The sequence below is a fragment of the Bacillus sp. FSL E2-8887 genome (genome assembly GCF_038007205.1).
In the GTDB taxonomy this organism is placed as follows: domain Bacteria; phylum Bacillota; class Bacilli; order Bacillales; family Bacillaceae_G; genus Bacillus_A; species Bacillus_A mycoides.
Genome location: NZ_JBBOWS010000001.1, coordinates 2,200,792 through 2,217,655, shown reverse-complemented (window position 1 = coordinate 2,217,655; position 16,864 = coordinate 2,200,792). Strand labels below are relative to the sequence as shown.

Genomic DNA, 16,864 nt, shown 5'->3' with positions numbered 1-16,864 from the left:
TATCTTTTCTTAAAGTCGACTCTGTTTCATTGTGAATTATTCGATTTTTGTTATGTTTTTAAATTTAAATACCTTCTAATTCTAGCAACATCTAATGAATATTCGATAACTATTTGCTGTATTGGTAATATAACCGTTTCCGGATATAAATGTGCATATTGTAACGTTTCTGCATACTTTTCCAACCGTTTTTCTAAATACTTTACAATTTGCTCAGGATGACTTACTAATAAAGACGTACTATAATAATGAATTTGCTCCTCAATCGCCGTATATTCTTCAATTTCAAATTCTTTATGCATTTGTACACCCCTTTATATTTTTAATATTGCTTAATAATAACTATTTTAACTCGACTAATTTTTAAGTTTTTTGATTATTTACACTATAACAAACTCAATAGGTCAAATTTTGTTACTTTATGTAACGTTGAAAAATTTTAACAAAATTGTAATGGAAACTTGTACTCAAGAAAAACTACCTTTAAATTATTCTCCTGAACAAAAAAGCCGTACAGATTAATTTAACTGCACGACTACAATCTCAGGTCTATTAAAAACTCTTTGCGGAATGATACTATTGCCTAATCCTCTACTAACTATCATAGACGTATTTTGTTGTTCATATAAACCCGCTGTATATTTGGGCAGTATTCCTTGATTAGGAGCAACTAATCCCCCGATAAAAGGTAACCGAACTTGTCCCCCATGTGCATGACCCGATAACACTAAATCTACTTGCTCATCAGCATATGCTTCTAAAAATTCAGGCCTATGGGATAATAATACATTATACCTATCTGGCTGCGTTTCAATTTTTGCTTTTACAATTGCATCTTTTACAATACTTCCTTCATCAATATCTCCAGTATTAAATTCGGGATCATCAATTCCTAACAAGTTTATTTCGTGTCCTCCCTTTTGTATTATTACATGTTCATTTCTTAAAACAGTGACATGCTGTTTCTTTAATTTTTTTTCTAAACTGTTATATTTTCCTGACCATTTTTCATGATTTCCTGTCACAAAATATACCGGATATTCCTTTACAAGTTCTCGTATTACTTGCATACTAATTTCTGCATCGTACGATTTACTGTCTATTAAATCACCCGTAATAGCAATAATATCTGGATTTATGCTTTTTACTTTTTGAATTAAAACGTCTTGTTTATCACCAAATTTTTTATTATGTAAATCTGAAATTTGTAGTATTTTATATCCTTTAAAAGAAGAGGGAATTTTACTAGAGGTTATTTTAACCTCAGTTATACTTATTAAATTGTTTTGTAAATATAAAAAGATACTAATGCCTACTAATATACCAATAATTAATATGATTCTTTTAGTCTTCTTGTTCATATTTCCTCCTAAAATCTTGATCAGTACTACAGTTCACAATAAATATTACGTGCCCTTCGCATTCAGAATAACTGAAATTTTTTAATTGATTTGTAGTATTTGTTATAGTTTTATACGCCACTTATAAAATTTTTCAATCGCATGCGTGTATGATGTCATGCTCATTTTTCAGTAATTTTATAGCAGATCACTGGAATCTCTTCATAATATTAACATTTATCTTACTTAGTTTGATAACTATATCATGATAATTCCTATAGTTTTTTATAAAAATATTGTGTACTTTTCTCGAAGTATATACGACATTTGATTACAAATATATTATTACCACTACGATTTTAATTTGTTTAAAACGTAAAAAGAGAGAATTGAAACACTAAATTGCCTTATGAAAAGGTATTACTGTATTATTTGTTAGAAAATTGAAAAAACATGTGTAGATAGCTATCATTGTAAGTGCATATATAATTAACTTTAATTTCCTGACATAATTTCACATAATTCTTAACCTATTTTTTTGCGTGCATTATGAAATAAAATATTGCCCCATGTCAGTCTTTAAAAAATTATATATCATAACTTTAAGGGAGGAAGAAAACTATGAAGATGAAAAGAAAAATCATGATGACGACAGCACTTGCAGCTACATTGGCTACAGGTGCACTACCAAGTACATCGGTGTTTGCTGCTGAAAAAGAGGCTCCTATCCAACAAGAAGAGACACAGATGAGTATTCAACCATTTGCACAAAATAATTTGGAAACAGCAGTTAAAGCTGCCTTAGATGGTCCAGAAGTTAAAAAAATTAAAGTATTTGAGCATGAATTTAATGTGAAACCAATTGAAGTAGTAAATTTAGGTGGCGGTAAAACATATGTTAAGGGACAAATTTCTCATCATTTAAGTTTTCGTCCAGATGATCAATTTTATTATGAGTTTACAGTGCAAGATGGAAAGGTAATAGATAAGCCTGTATTTAATATTGATAGAGGTGGTTGGACACCTTTTGCCGCTCCACTTTTATCAATTCTTGCTGCGTATAATGGGATTCCAGTTAATCCAAATGATTTAAATGCACTTGGTCAACAGATTGGAAAAGTGATAGATGGAAGCTGGGAACATGCAGCCCAATCTATCGCAACTGTAGTTAGTTTAAGTTTTAATGAGTAGAATTTCTTAATTTTTGTTAGCCTAACAGAGTCCCATTTTTCATAAGTAACCTTGTTATAAAAAATTCTGAAACAGCTATAAATAGATTTTTACCACTCAAGTCACATTATCTTGATTTGTTAACCACCTTATCATTCATTATATGTCACAAAATAGAAGTCTTTTTTAAGACTTCTGTTTTGTTTGTATACAGTACAGCGGAAAGTTTGTTTTTTACCTATCTATGCTTCAATTCTTTAAGAATCCGTTTGACTATTAGATACAATTTATTACAACAAACTATTAAAATCTCAAATAACTTCCTACCCTATTTTGATTTTTTCAAACACAAAAATTCATTACTTTAAGAATGAAAACAATAGATGTAGTAAAAAATCATCTTGTTTTATTATATCTATTGTTTAAAAGTCAGGAGAGATAAAATGAACAAAATAAAAATGAGGAATTTTTTTAAAATTAGTATCCTTACTTGTTTCACACTAGCAAGTTTAAGTACACCATCTACTATTTTTGCTGATAGTCATCCAGGTTATTCCTATGAATCCAATATAGGCTATCAAAACCCAGCATGGATGTCGAAAGTAGCAGATTCAACAAAATTGAGTGAAATATCTATTCCAGGGACTCACGGTACAATGGCTTTACATGGAGCAAGTTTTCTTGATGAAAATTTGACAAGAAATCAAACTATGAGTCTACCACAACAATTAAATTCCGGAATTCGATATGTAGATATGCGTGTTAAACGTGTAAAAGATTCTTTTGCAATGTACCATGGGATTGTAAATCAAAAAGCAATGTTTGAAGATGTATTAAAAGAGGCAATTCAATTTTTAAAAGATCATCCTACAGAAACAATTTTAATGCGCTTAAAAGAAGAAACTACTCCTGAAAGTGGCTCACTATCATTCGAGGAAATACTTAATAAATACAAAGACCTTAATTCTTCCTATTTTTGGGATCCAAGTTCTGTACCAACTTCAAAAAGAAATAACCCTACTCTAGGAGACATCCGAGGGAAAATTGTAATCTTACAAAACTTTACAGCCTCTCAGCAATATGGTATTAATTACGATAGCTTAAATATACAAGATACATTTGAAATTGAAAACGGACCAGACGGAATGTATGAAAAATGGAATGCGGTGAGAACCCACCTTCAAAATGCAAATAATAATTTTAACAATGATAAAATCTATCTTAACCATTTTAGTGGCACAGGTGGTGCTGCTGCATTATTAAATAATGTTTATCCTTGGTTTGTTGCAAGTGGTAAAGAGAGCAGAAATACTGATAGTAACCCCAAGATGATTCAAAAAGCTACAACTAATGCGTGGGAAGATTTCCCTCGTGATATAAATGGTCAAGTATTTTATGGTGGAATGAATACACTTGGGACCGAACTCTTGCAACAAGGTGGAATTAAACATTCTGGTATTATCGCAGCTGATTTTCCTGGTCCAGGTTTAATTGATAGTATCATTAAATTAAATGGTATACATTCGAATGAAAAAGAAATATTAATTTCGCAAATTTCATCCGAATCTAGCCCTTTAACCGGACAACAAAATCGATCCAGTCAAAACTTTAAAATTGATAGTTTACCTGTAGGTACTAAGGAATTAAAATGGATTATTGAGCCTTCAGAAAAAGATCATCCTTCTTCTATCTCTTTCAATGTAATGATTGACGTTTCCCTAGGTACAGATTCTACTCGTTGGAAAAATATTTCACATGGATCTAGGACTGAAGCTTATACGAATGCTAAATATTATATTGCAAGCCCACTTGGTGCCACTAACAAATTTACAGTGAAAATATACGCTATTACAAATTAAAAAATAAAGAATCCCAATGGAATTCCTTTTTGATGGAATACCATTGGGGTTCTTTAATAATTTCATTTCGTATATATTGGGATGAAGAGTAAAAATTGCACCCCTGTTCCGGTATTGCACATAGAATAAGTGATAACTACCCTTTTCCACTTATCATTTATTTAAAACTGGCTTCCAAAGCGATAGTGCAAAAATCCAATTTGGATCGCCGTTCCCTTGATAACTTTGAATCGCTTCATACACTTTTCCCTCATGTACTACTTTATCACCTTTATTGTATGCTTTTCTTGCATCCCATTTTTCATAAGTAGAGTCCTCTAGTTTTGTTGCTACAGTTAAAACATCACTTCTACTAGACTCATTTCCAGCTAAATCAACCGCCGTCACTACATATTTATACGATGTATTAGTTTTTAAATCTTTATCCATAAAGGATGTATTATCCGCTGTCCCAATTTTATTCATAACCCCAGTGCTTTCTCTATATACAACATAATGATCAACACCTACATTATCTTCAGACGCACTCCACATCAAATCAACAGTTGTCGCTGTTGTACCCATACTATGTAATCCTTTTGGTTGAGTCGGAGCCTCTTTATCTGGAGTTTCATTTGTTGTCTTAACCTTTAGTTTTTCACTTTCTTTTGATATGTTTCCAGCAGCGTCTAATGCCTTTATTGTATAGGTATATTCCGTATTTGCTTTTAGTTTTTTATCAGTAAAAGTTGTACCTGGTACCGTACCAATTACTTCTCCATTACGTAACACTTGATATTCTTTTACGCCTATATTATCATTTGAGGCCTTCCATGTTAGTTCAACACTATTGGCAGAAACTTTAGACGCATTTAATCCAGTTGGTTGACTTGGAGCTACTGTATCGGGAGCTTCATTATTTACTAGATTTACATCAATTACATTATAAAACGCATTTGACGTATCTGCTACATCCCATACAGCTAAAATAACATGATAACCATTGCGATCAGTTGGTACATTAATTGTATGTGTTAAATTATTTGATGCTGCCGAACCGTCATGTTTCACAGTTCCAATTGGTTCTAATTCAGCACGTGTTAATGGTTTATTAGGATCCCATCCCTTTTTGGTAATGTAATAATGCCATTTACTTGTAGAATGTGCCGCTGTGTATTTCCATGTAAATGTATTTGCTCCCCCCTTTATTGTGTTTTTGAACCAGCGATTTGATGTTTGTTGGTCAAGAATCCCTCCAAACAGTCCTCCTGCCGAAGCGATTTTCCCATCAATCGGTCCACCATCTGGGAATCCTTTAGGTGCTTCTAGACTTTGAGGTTCGTACATTACATTTCCACAATTTAAATTTAATGCTCCATAATTCTGACTACATAAAGCAGCACGACTACTCGGCTTTTCAACAAACCCATGTGCATATGCACTTTGAGGAATCATTGTAATTGCCGTTACCCCTACAGCTAAAACACAAGCACCAATTCCTTTTTTAGTTTTTCTTAATCTTTCTAACTTAGATGTTAATTTCAAATTCATACTTGTCCCCCCAATATATTGTTTATGCTAATATAATAGCAATATAGGGATAAACGAACAAATCACCTACTAATATATTAATAGTTCAATAACATAAACACATTTAGTTTATTTATTAACCTGATATGGGGCTAAATTAAGCAAATTAATTCTATTTTGTAACATTATGTAGTAAAGAGTTTATAAAAAACCAATAAAGATTCACAAAAAATCCAAATATCGATTACTTAATTTTTTACAACCACACCCCACACGATAACTACATTATTAAGCAGGTTTCATGATTTATTACATTCTCTCGCCACCTGACAAAATCAGATCAAAAACATATCCCTGCATATTATCGATTAGTTCAAACACATCTGGATTTTTATCGTTGCTCAGCGACCAATTGATTGACACCATTGCGTTTGCTGTATACAACTGAGCTACAAAGTCAATCGGCACACTTACTTCAACCTGCTGCTCTTTCAAATAGGAATAGCAGGCATTATATAAAATGGATTCTAATTCTAAACGTAAATCCGCTGAGGGAACACGTACATGGAGTAAAGTTGCAATCTCTTTTTTTCGCGCTGAGATCTTATCGGTTATCATATTAATAGCTTGAGCCACATTTCCATTCTCTATTAATGCGAAACGAAATTCAATTTCTTCCTTGAACCAGCAGACATAATTTTGCACTAATTTTTCCAAAAGATCATATTTATCTGCAAAATGGCTGTAAAATGTGGACTTACTCACCATAGCATGTATGCAAATATCTTTAGTTGTAATTCGCCCAAACTCTTTTTCGTTCAAGAGGGTAATAAGTGTATTAGAAATATTTTTCTTCGTTTTATAAACGCGAACATCCTCTCCCATTAATAATCAATCTCCTTCCCAAAGTTGATTATCAAACCATTTATATCCTTATGGTTCGATTTCGTACTTCTTACCCTTTCCTGCTTGTTGTTTCTTTAATATACTTCTCTTATCCTTACCTTGTAGTCAAATATAAGGAGGGATTTTATGTTTAAACAGTATGTAAACAACGAACAGTTCAATTTGCAAATTAACCGTTTTTTCAACGATTTCTATCAAGACGATGAGCGGGCAAATCAGGATTTGCAAGCCATCATCCCAAGACTTACAGACACGGACAGCTGGTATAACACTTGGATAGAATATGCAGCAATGCGGGAGCATCAGAAAGACTTCGATCTGGCTTCGGTTTATTATCAGGCTGCCGAGTTTTATATGGAATCATCCGATCCAAAAAAAGAAAAAGTGTACCAAAAATACCGTGAAACTTTTTATAAGGGCTTTCATGACTTTGAGTATGAAACCTATCAAATTCCTTATGAAGATTCCTATCTTCCTGCTATCAAATTCATGACACCAGGCGCATGTAATACACTACTTTTCTTTGGAGGCTACGATTCCTACATGGAGGAAATGATGAAGATGATGAACTACCTCATAGGAATCAATTATAATATTATAGTTTTTGATGGACCTGGACAAGGAACAGCACTGAAAAACGGCTTAAAATTCATCCACAACTGGGAGAAGCCCGTTTCCACAGTCATTGACTATTTCAAACTTGACCGTGTTAGTATTCTCGGAGCTTCTTGGGGCGGCTACTTGGCAATGCGTGCCGCCGCTTTTGAAAAACGAATCGACAAAGTCATCGCCTTTAATATTTTTTATAGTGGCCTTGATGCACTCAAGATGCGCATGCCGGATAATATCTGGAATAAATTGACCACGCTTCTGGCTACTAATGAAGCTGACAAAATTAATACCATGTTTAAACAAATGATGGCCACCAGCATCGACCTGAACTGGAAAGTTAAAAAAGGTATGGAAAATACAGGTGAAAAAACGCCATTTAACTTACTTAAAAACTTTGAAAAACATACGATGGCAGGAATCGGTCAGTTCATAAATCAAGAAGTATTGCTCCTGGCTGGTGAAGACGATCAGTACGTTCCAATTAGCCGATTACCGCAAATCGAATCGGAGCTATGTAATGCAGCCTCCATCACTTCTGTAGTTTTCACTAAGAAAACTGGTGGTGAACAACATTGTCAGGCTGGTCATCGTCACTTAGCTTTTGATGAAATTAAAAGATTTTTGCGACATAACTTCTAGTGAATGATATCAAGCATTTTAGCACTTTCAAAATTTTTCATATACTAGCACATTAGAACATGGTGACTATCGTGACACTCCTCAAAAAAACTGATATTTTGTCATAAAAGAAATCCCCCACTTATTTGTGGGGGGATTATTCTGTGCTTTACTTATAATGATATGTGTGAAGTTTTGTTTATTTACAAACCTAAAATCCCTACAATCTGACTCGCCTTTAAATTAGTAATATAATTGTACATCTCTAAGCCTTTTCTTTCAGCCTTTAGCACCTTGCCTCTCATTTTCGATAAATGTTGGGAAACAGTAGATTGTGGAATTTTTAAAAGCTCCGTCAATTGTGTAACATTACATTTTTTATACTGAATTAACTCGTTTATAATTTGCAATCGAATTGGATGTGCCATTATTTTTAACATATCTACATCCTCTTCAGTTATTACACTCTTTTTCATTTCACTTTTATACATTGTCATAAGAAATTCTCCTTTATTATCCGTGCATTTCCGCACGTCTTTTAATTAGAAGTATATTCTAAAATTATTACGGTTTAATATTCTTACTTTTTGGTATATTGAAGTTTATATTTTCAAAATAATATAATTCCAGAAACGCCTTACACACATATTGTGAAATTCCAATATGCGATTCATATGAACTTAATATACGGTTTAAATGAATCTCACTTCACTATGGAGACACTGTTGAAACTTTACTTCAATAACTCTGTAGGAAACTTATAAACAACTAAAAAAGGACACACCTATAGCATATGTATGCGTAGGTGTGTCCTTTTCTAAGATAAATTTTAGAGTATTAACTTCTTTTTATCACATCGTATAAGATAACTATTTAAATTTCAAAATATATAGTATAGAATAGGAACATTCGCTATATTTATGTATGAAAGGATTTTCGGAAATGGACTTGTTGCAAATCAAGAAAATGGAAAATTTAATTTGGACTATTGAACATAGTAGTGACCTCTCAAAAAGGTTTTACATAATAAAATTTTTTGATAGAGAAAATACAATTAAGCCAATTGAAACATTAGAATTTGGAAATAGAAATATCGACAAATTTGAATGGGTGTTTATTAATATATTTCCAAGGGTAGTAACAACTTATGTCCCTTCCACTGGAAGGAAACCTGATGAATCATTAATAGATACAACTAGAGAAAACAGTAAAGAATCACTTATTTTACAAGGAATACGAACCTACACCAAGTTTTGGTCATGTTAACCCCCACCCTTCTATAGCAGCAAATATAATTTTGCATAAAATGTGTTTTTTTGAGTTAAGGTGAATTCTATATGTAAATTCTTCTGAGAGTTTCATTCACATTGTATTGTTCGTTATTTGAAGAACAAGGAGTTTTTTATAATATACGATATATCAATTTTTAAAATGTATGCTTATACTTATTTTTTTAGGCATTTTATTCTCTTAAGAGCATCCACGCAAATACATGCTCTTAAGAAAATAAAAGTAGTACGCATGAGATTGAATGAATATTAAATAAAACACTTTGGATCTGGAACTTACCTTACACTTTGTTTTATATACATAAAAGAAGAGTAGAATATCCTTTTTTATTTTTAGATTTGCCTACTAACACTTCAAACAATCTATCAGGACGTTAAGTAGTGAATAGTTCAATTTAAGGGGATTGTTTTAGTCTCTACTAATTTAGCAGAAAATTCAGTTCCACATTTAACCTTTTTAAATTCTAGATGATTAAATCCTTGATTAGCGCCTCATCGGTTGAATCAAAAAGGGTATGCACTTTAATACACCTAGTCCAACAAACGTAAATATTACTCCTACCAAATCAAACAAAAAAATTTGAGTAGCCCCCTATTTATTGCACTAATTATAACTAGAGCTAGCCCTTTCCTTTTCTTTAAATTCCTACTTTAACTAGAACATACGGACGTTAAGTGATATGAATTCATTTTATAATGGGGGAATTTTTCACCTTTTCTAAACAACTTATTATATTATTTTTATCTAATAAGGCACAGAAACAAATTAAAAAACTTTAGTGCTCCTGAAAATCTCTCTTGAGGAAAAACGTTTTTAGGGTGAAACGTTTTTCAGGGTACTTTTATACTGACTCTTTTCCTTAAAATGTTTCTGTACCTAATATTTAAATTAACTTATGTCAAAATATTTCGCAATACAAGTGCTAAATGCTACATGGATATATAGAAAATGACACTTTTTATGAGCATACCCCATCAAATACTTATATTAAATATAGAAAAGTTACCTTACTATTATTAAATTTGTTAAATTAAATAATGAAAATGGAGAATACTAACTTTATAATTGTCACAATTTAATTTATATATCTACTCTTTTATTACTCGTAAAAATCATTTGATAATTCCTTCAATATTAATTTATGAAATGCAGAGACCATCTAAAGCAACAATTTTCTTACATTAGATTGTTTTTCTACTTAATTTATTTTGTCGAAAAAAGTCGATATTTTCATATTTTTTTCATTTAATTATTGTACATTTGCACATTTAATGTTAGGATTATGCCTATTCAAATTAGATCCTATTGATTCCTCTTTAAGATTTCTTTATTTTATTTGTGAAAATTAGTTACTTTCTAGTAAATTCCCAGCAATAATACAGCAAACTACACTAATAATAATTCTAAAATTATATTTTCATCTCGTAAATTCATAAAAAGGAATTTAAGTCAAACTATATTTTCTATCTGTGTATATTCATTTTTTATTCAAACATGATTAATCATAAGTTCTAACTCGTTAATCAAATTTAAATAACAATTTTGATTCTAAAATAAGTTCAAAATCAAAATAAATATATTGTTATTTCAAAATAATGTTGTAAACTATCTTTAGAATGGAAAGATTTATGTAACAGCATGTTAAGGGGTTACAGGGGGAATAAAAATGAGAAATTTTTTCGATGACAAGTATAAAAATATTGAATTAAAAAGGAGACTATTAAATATAATCAGTGAAATTAGTGAATTAAAAGGAAAATTAGCTGCTTATCAGGAACAAAATCCTGATATATTTACTAGCTTAGAAAAAAACATACCACTTCATTACATAAAAAACTTTACTACTACCTATGAAGATATAAAAGTCCCAAATAAAAGATTAAAAGAACTTATTTTAGATGATATAGTACCTCAAAATATTTCGGAAGATGCTATCTTTTGTTTTTATCAAACACTTACTTTTGTACATAAGAATTCCTGTGATTTATTAATCAATCCAGAGACTATACAGGAATTACATTTTCAATTAATACATTACATTACCTCTGACAGTGCCAAATGGCGCGAAAAACCGTTTACTATTCCAGGTATTCCTGAAAATGGAATGCACTTAAATAGTTACCGCATTCTTCCACATGAGCTTATTCCACAAGTAATGGAACAATTATGTGATCAATATAACTCATTAAATTCTAGTAAGGGCCATCATTCACTTTTATTAATAGCTCGTTTTATATTTAATTTTTATTGCATAGTCCCTTTTAATCAGGGTAACGGCAGATTGGCACTTATGTTAATGCAATTGCTATTAATTAAGAGTGGAAATACATTTGTAAAATATGTATGTCTGGATAAATACATTAAGAAAAATGAATCTGAATATTACAATTCGATTTATAAATCTTCGGTAAATTGGTACTGCGAGGAACATAATAGTAGCTTTTGGTTAAAAACGTTTTTAACTATTATATTAGAGGCGTACAAAGATCTTCATAATACAGTTCTAGATTCTATATGTAAGCATACTAAAGTGGAGAGAATTCAGGATTTTATCCTTAAACAAAAACAACCCTTTACTAAGGAGTGTATTCGTAACACATATCCAGACATAGCAGAGAGTACAATCAGTAAGGCTTTAAATTCCTTGCAATTGTTTGGCCATATTAAGCTAGTGACAAAAGGAAGAAATGCTAGTTGGATTAAAGTTTAACTATACTTGTAAAACACTTACAGTTCAAAAAAGAAAATTATAACTTTATCATTTAAATTCATGCCTTTGGACTCTTATTCATTGAATTTCACTTTAATATATTAAGCTATTATTACTAATTTAGTTATTTCTAATTCCTACAAAACGTTTTATAGAAATTTTTGTCGAAAAAAGTCGCATTTTAATATTTTTTCTTTATTTTCTGGTTGTAAACGTTTCATTTTCATGTTACCATCTTAATCAAACAATAGATGGTAATAAAAATGAAAATATTTCTTTCCCTTAGAAACATATAAACGTACGGTCATATCAAGAAAATAAGGCCAAAGAAATATTTGATACCTATCCAAATTACCAATAGGAATTTTGCCGCATTAACTTTCTGTTATTTCAGAATAAAACTTCACATTTTGTCCCTAAACAAAATTTGTTAGCGTGCAAAATTCAAATACACTAAAACACCCAAATAAATGAAATGTCCTTTTTTATTGAGCATTGAGGTATGAAAAAATAATTCTTCCTACAAAATTCAGCTGAGTAACATAAAGACATCTAAATTACTACCTTTATCGCCATCTATTGTTGACAACATATTTACCAACTATTAAAAAGAACCTATCAAGGGTTCTTTTTTATTATAATCATTCAAATTTCACTTCTATCTTGATACTTAGGTTTCTACACAAATTACATCTACTTTTTTACTCTCAATTATTGAATTTATAATATAGTACTTCAATTTTAGTTATTCTTGATCTCAATCCGTTTAAATTAGTGAATAAAATTCAAACATATAAAAATAATAACTACAACTAATCGTTATATATTAAAGAGGTGTCAATTTTGTCCTTAAATGAAAAGACCCTAGAAACAAAGACAGATAAAACCATTGAAAAAATCCAAACAAGTAACTTAAAAGAACTTAAAAATACATTAGATAACATCTTTGATATTAGTGCAGATTTGATTGAACATCCTTTGCAATTAAAAACAAACACGAATATTTTACTATATTATTTTGAAGGCCTTACAGATGGTGTTGCATTAAAAGGAAATGTTGTTACACCATTATTACAAGAAGTGAATGAAGACAGACAAATATTTAATTCTAATATTATTGCTACTCATACCAAAATAGTATATACGTGGAATGAAATTAAAGAAGGATTACTTGAGGGACAATGTGTACTGTTTATGGAAGGAGAAAAGAGGTCCCTTCTAATAAATACAAAAGGCTGGGCAGAAAGAGCGATTCAAGAACCCATTTCAGAAGTTACTATTAAAGGCTCACATGATGGATTTATTGAGAATGCCACAAAAAACATAGGCTTAATTCGTCGATATATTCCTTCTACTGAATTGAAAATTAAAAAAATGACAATTGGAGAACGCGCCACTTCTTTAGTCTATTTAATTTACTTAGGGGATGTAGCAAACGAAGATGTGGTCCAAGAAATAGAAACTAGAATCTGTAAAATTAAAACGGATGCGGTATTGAGCATTGGAGAACTATCTAATTTTACAAAGGATCAAAATTGGACTCCTTTTCCACAGGCTTATTTAAGTGAACGCCCAGATGCCATTTCTAATCATATACTTGATGGAAAAGTAGCAGTGTTAATTGATAGATCTCCTGGTGCAATGATTGTCCCAATGAATTTAATTGGATTTTTTCAGACTCCAGATGATTATAATATACATTGGCTCATTGCATCATTTTTTCGCTTATTACGATTTGCAGGATTTATTATAGCTATTTTTTTACCCGCAATTTATATTGCTATAGTCTCTTTTCACTTTGAAATCATTCCTTTAGATCTATACACTTCTATTGCAACGTCAAGAGTTAAAGTCCCTTTCTCTCCTTTATTGGAAGCTTTTATAATGGAAATCACACTAGAAATGCTACGTGAAGCTGGTATTCGCTTACCACAACCAATTGGACAAACAATTGGAATTGTTGGAGGGATTGTAATTGGGCAGGCGGCTGTTCAAGCTGGTCTTGTGAGTAACGTTATGGTTATTATCGTATCTATTACCGCCATTGCATCATTTATTGTTTCTAATTATGATTTATCAAGTTGTATTCGGCTTATTCGTTTTCCAATGATGTTATTAGCCTATTTTTATGGGATTGTAGGTATTGTTAGTGGATTAATGCTCTTATTTGCTCATTTTGTTTCATTAACTTCCTATGGTTCACCATATGGATTGCCAATTGCACCATTTCGTCTCCAAGAGTTAAAAGATTCTTTTGTAAGATTTCCTATTTCCATGATCACCACCCGCTCGAGTACAGGACAGCCGGAACAAAAAAAGAAAAAAGAAGGTGGTTCGCATGGGGAATCTTAAATTTCAAAACATAACTTTATTTGAATTTATTGTTTTCATCCATTCACTGCAACTTGCATCAGGTATGTTAATTATGCCAAGCCCACTTGCTACTACCGCTGGCACAGATGGCTGGATTTCTATCATTCTGGGATGGATGGTTACTTCTATAATTGGCGTATTTATTGTATTAATGTTACAAAAAAGTCCTAGCAAAAATTTCTCACAGATTTTAAAAACATACTTTGGTAAATGGCTAGGAACAATTTTTCTTCTTTTATATGCCTTTTATCTATTTTTTGCTGGTTTTAATACTTTATTAAAGGCAACTGACATTATAAAAGTGTGGATATTCCCTTCCACTCCTTCTTATCAAATCGCCATATTATTACTATTGCCTTTTATTATTTTATCATTGAGTGGGATAAGGGCTCTTACTAGTTATTCTATGCTTGTTTTCTTCTTCACTGCTTGGATGCCACTATTTCTTCTGTTTTCATTAAAGAGTAACTACAATCCTTTACACCTACTACCTATTTTTAAAGATGGCATATCCCCTATTGTAAAGGCAACAAAAGAAACAATTACCCCTTATGCTGGCTTAGAAATTGCATATTTTATTTATCCGTTCTTACAAAAAAAACAAAAAGCCATAAAAGGAATACTAATAGCGAATACTGGAACCATGTTTTTCTATCTATATGTGACTATTCTTTCTTATATATACTTTAGTCCGGAGGGGATAAAAGACGTAATTTGGCCAGTATTTCATTTGTTAAAAGGGGTTCGTTTTTCATTCATAGAACGATTAGAAATTATATATATCGCTTACTATTTGATTGTATTTTCCACTACAATATATCCGTATTTATTTTTCAGTTTTGAATCTGTGACCATTTTACTTCAAAAAAATGCTCGCAATTGGGTGCTCGTTAGTTTTATGTTTTTAATAGTCGGCTTATTTATTTTTCTAAATCCCGACGTGGATCAATATTTGTTTATATATTCTCTTATGGATATCTTAAATATCATTTTTTTTATTCTATTACCAATCTTTTTTTTCGCATACAGCATTCTTTTCACTTGGTTAACTAGGAGGAAACAACTTTGATTCGAAAATGGATATGGATTGTAACTTGTTGTGTATGTTTAATCGGTTGTAGTCAAAGAATCCCTCTTGAACAGGTTTCATTAATCCTGTTAATCGCCTTAGATAGAACTTCTAATGGAGACATAAAAGTGGGCACAAGCATACCACTCTTTCATCATAAACAGCAAAGAAGTACTATAGAGCAATGGACGCGGGCATCCACTGTATATAATGGATTCAGTAAAATAGATACGAAGTTAACGGGCTATATGACAGCCTCAAAAGCTGAAATCATTTTAATTGGGAAAAAATTGGCCCAAGAAGCAAATTGGATGCAGGAGCTTGATTCTTCTTACCGTGATCCTTACGCTACCATTAATGCTAAAGTAGTACTTGTTGATGGACCTGTAGAAGAAATTTTCACAATTAATAAGCCCGATAAACCATCACTACCATCTTACATAAGTAGTGTAATCGAATCCTCCATTCAAAATAATCAATCCGTTTCTTCCACGATTCAACAATTAATGAGAGAAAAAAATGAAGAAGGAATGACACAAGCTGTTCCAGTTATAAAAAAAACAAAGAATGAAATCGACACGGTAGGAATTGCACTTTTAGATCGACAAGGTAAATATTTAAGCCGTATCCCTAAAAAAAATGTTAAGTTCTTCAATCTTTTAAATAAGCCCAAAAATAAAGGCCGGATGATACTACACCTTGTGCTTCCACCTAAAAAATCCAGCCAAAAACCAAACACTTCTATATTAATACAGAATGCGACTAGGAAAATAGATGTTAATTTTCAAAAAGGAAAGTTTGTATTTAATTTCGATATAAACGCTAATGTAGCTATAATAGAAAAAACTAACGCACATTTAATTAAGGAGCATTATGATAATAAAAAAAACATACATAATTTAGAAAATGAGGTTCAAAAAGAAATTAATAAGAAATTACAAAATATGTTGTATGAATTACAAAAGAATAAAATTGATCCTATCGGATTATCGTTATATGCTAGAGCTTTTCAATATAACGAGTGGAAAAAACTAAAAGGAGATTGGTTGCAAGCGTTAGCAGAGGCTAAAATAACTGTAAAAACACACGTCAAAATAAAAGATACTGGGACCATTAGAAATTAGATTAGCCTATTCTTTTATTTGACAGCATTTCTCAGTCGAATTTCCCTTCCTCAATAATTATGATATAAAAGACGCTAATTCAAAGAAAAATCTTTCGGTTAAATGCTAACCAATAGATTTTTCTTTTTTCTCTAGCCAGTTCTTTTAAAAGGGCAACAATTTAACTACGGTAATCAAGTACAAGTTTCTAATTTAAGGGGGTTCGGCTTTTTGAGTTCGTTCGAATATCTTAGTTTTAGTTTTATGTACTTTGATAGAATAGATACACATCAGCATATTTGTGC

General features: G+C 31.3%; 13 protein-coding genes. 8 read left to right on the top strand and 5 right to left on the bottom strand.

Annotated elements, in window-relative coordinates:
* Positions 1 to 50: 50 nt before the first annotated feature.
* Entirely contained in the window at positions 51 to 302 is a 252-nt protein-coding gene (locus NSQ08_RS11050; protein ID WP_002017002.1) for a hypothetical protein, read from the bottom strand.
* 216 nt (positions 303 to 518) lie between these two features.
* Entirely contained in the window at positions 519 to 1,361 is an 843-nt protein-coding gene (locus tag NSQ08_RS11045) for a metallophosphoesterase (protein WP_340774593.1), read from the bottom strand.
* Positions 1,362 to 1,961: 600 nt separating this feature from the next.
* On the opposite strand from NSQ08_RS11045, the gene NSQ08_RS11040 reads away from it, so the two are divergent.
* Entirely contained in the window at positions 1,962 to 2,531 is a 570-nt protein-coding gene (locus tag NSQ08_RS11040; protein ID WP_242245537.1) for a methyltransferase, read from the top strand.
* A gap of 422 nt (positions 2,532 to 2,953) precedes the next feature.
* A complete protein-coding gene (locus tag NSQ08_RS11035) occupies positions 2,954 to 4,369 on the top strand; it encodes a phosphatidylinositol-specific phospholipase C (protein ID WP_149190525.1) in 1,416 nt (471 codons plus the stop codon).
* Between the two features lie 153 nt (positions 4,370 to 4,522).
* Here NSQ08_RS11035 and NSQ08_RS11030 read toward each other — a convergent pair whose 3' ends face one another.
* The gene (locus NSQ08_RS11030) at positions 4,523 to 5,899 is read right to left on the bottom strand and encodes a lytic polysaccharide monooxygenase (protein WP_215589039.1); all 1,377 of its coding nucleotides are present in this window, start codon (positions 5,897 to 5,899) and stop codon (positions 4,523 to 4,525) included.
* 288 nt (positions 5,900 to 6,187) lie between these two features.
* Positions 6,188 to 6,763, bottom strand: a complete 576-nt coding sequence (locus tag NSQ08_RS11025; RefSeq protein WP_340774581.1) for a TetR/AcrR family transcriptional regulator — start codon at positions 6,761 to 6,763, stop codon at positions 6,188 to 6,190.
* A gap of 147 nt (positions 6,764 to 6,910) precedes the next feature.
* Here NSQ08_RS11025 and NSQ08_RS11020 point away from each other — a divergent pair, with 147 nt between their 5' ends.
* Positions 6,911 to 8,035 (top strand): alpha/beta fold hydrolase, encoded by a 1,125-nt coding sequence (locus NSQ08_RS11020; protein WP_002016994.1) that lies wholly within the window; start codon positions 6,911 to 6,913, stop codon positions 8,033 to 8,035.
* 182 nt (positions 8,036 to 8,217) lie between these two features.
* On the opposite strand, the gene NSQ08_RS11015 is transcribed toward NSQ08_RS11020, so the two are convergent.
* Positions 8,218 to 8,511, bottom strand: coding sequence for an ArsR/SmtB family transcription factor (locus tag NSQ08_RS11015; protein ID WP_002141834.1), 294 nt, complete (start codon positions 8,509 to 8,511; stop codon positions 8,218 to 8,220).
* Positions 8,512 to 8,956: 445 nt separating this feature from the next.
* Between NSQ08_RS11015 and NSQ08_RS11010 the strand changes: the two genes are divergently transcribed.
* The 5 genes from NSQ08_RS11010 to NSQ08_RS10990 all read left to right on the top strand — a co-directional run bounded on the left by NSQ08_RS11010 (position 8,957) and on the right by NSQ08_RS10990 (position 16,580).
* Complete coding sequence (locus NSQ08_RS11010; protein ID WP_002127477.1) at positions 8,957 to 9,280, top strand: hypothetical protein; 324 nt, start codon at positions 8,957 to 8,959, stop codon at positions 9,278 to 9,280.
* A gap of 1,690 nt (positions 9,281 to 10,970) precedes the next feature.
* Positions 10,971 to 12,014 (top strand): Fic family protein, encoded by a 1,044-nt coding sequence (locus tag NSQ08_RS11005; RefSeq protein WP_340774571.1) that lies wholly within the window; start codon positions 10,971 to 10,973, stop codon positions 12,012 to 12,014.
* An 843-nt stretch (positions 12,015 to 12,857) separates the two neighbouring features.
* Positions 12,858 to 14,366, top strand: coding sequence for a spore germination protein (locus NSQ08_RS11000; protein ID WP_340774567.1), 1,509 nt, complete (start codon positions 12,858 to 12,860; stop codon positions 14,364 to 14,366).
* Complete coding sequence (locus NSQ08_RS10995; RefSeq protein WP_340774564.1) at positions 14,353 to 15,456, top strand: GerAB/ArcD/ProY family transporter; 1,104 nt, start codon at positions 14,353 to 14,355, stop codon at positions 15,454 to 15,456. The genes NSQ08_RS11000 and NSQ08_RS10995 overlap by 14 nt, the downstream gene beginning before the upstream one ends.
* Positions 15,453 to 16,580, top strand: coding sequence for a Ger(x)C family spore germination protein (locus NSQ08_RS10990; RefSeq protein WP_033716135.1), 1,128 nt, complete (start codon positions 15,453 to 15,455; stop codon positions 16,578 to 16,580). The genes NSQ08_RS10995 and NSQ08_RS10990 overlap by 4 nt, the downstream gene beginning before the upstream one ends.
* Positions 16,581 to 16,864: the final 284 nt, after the last annotated feature.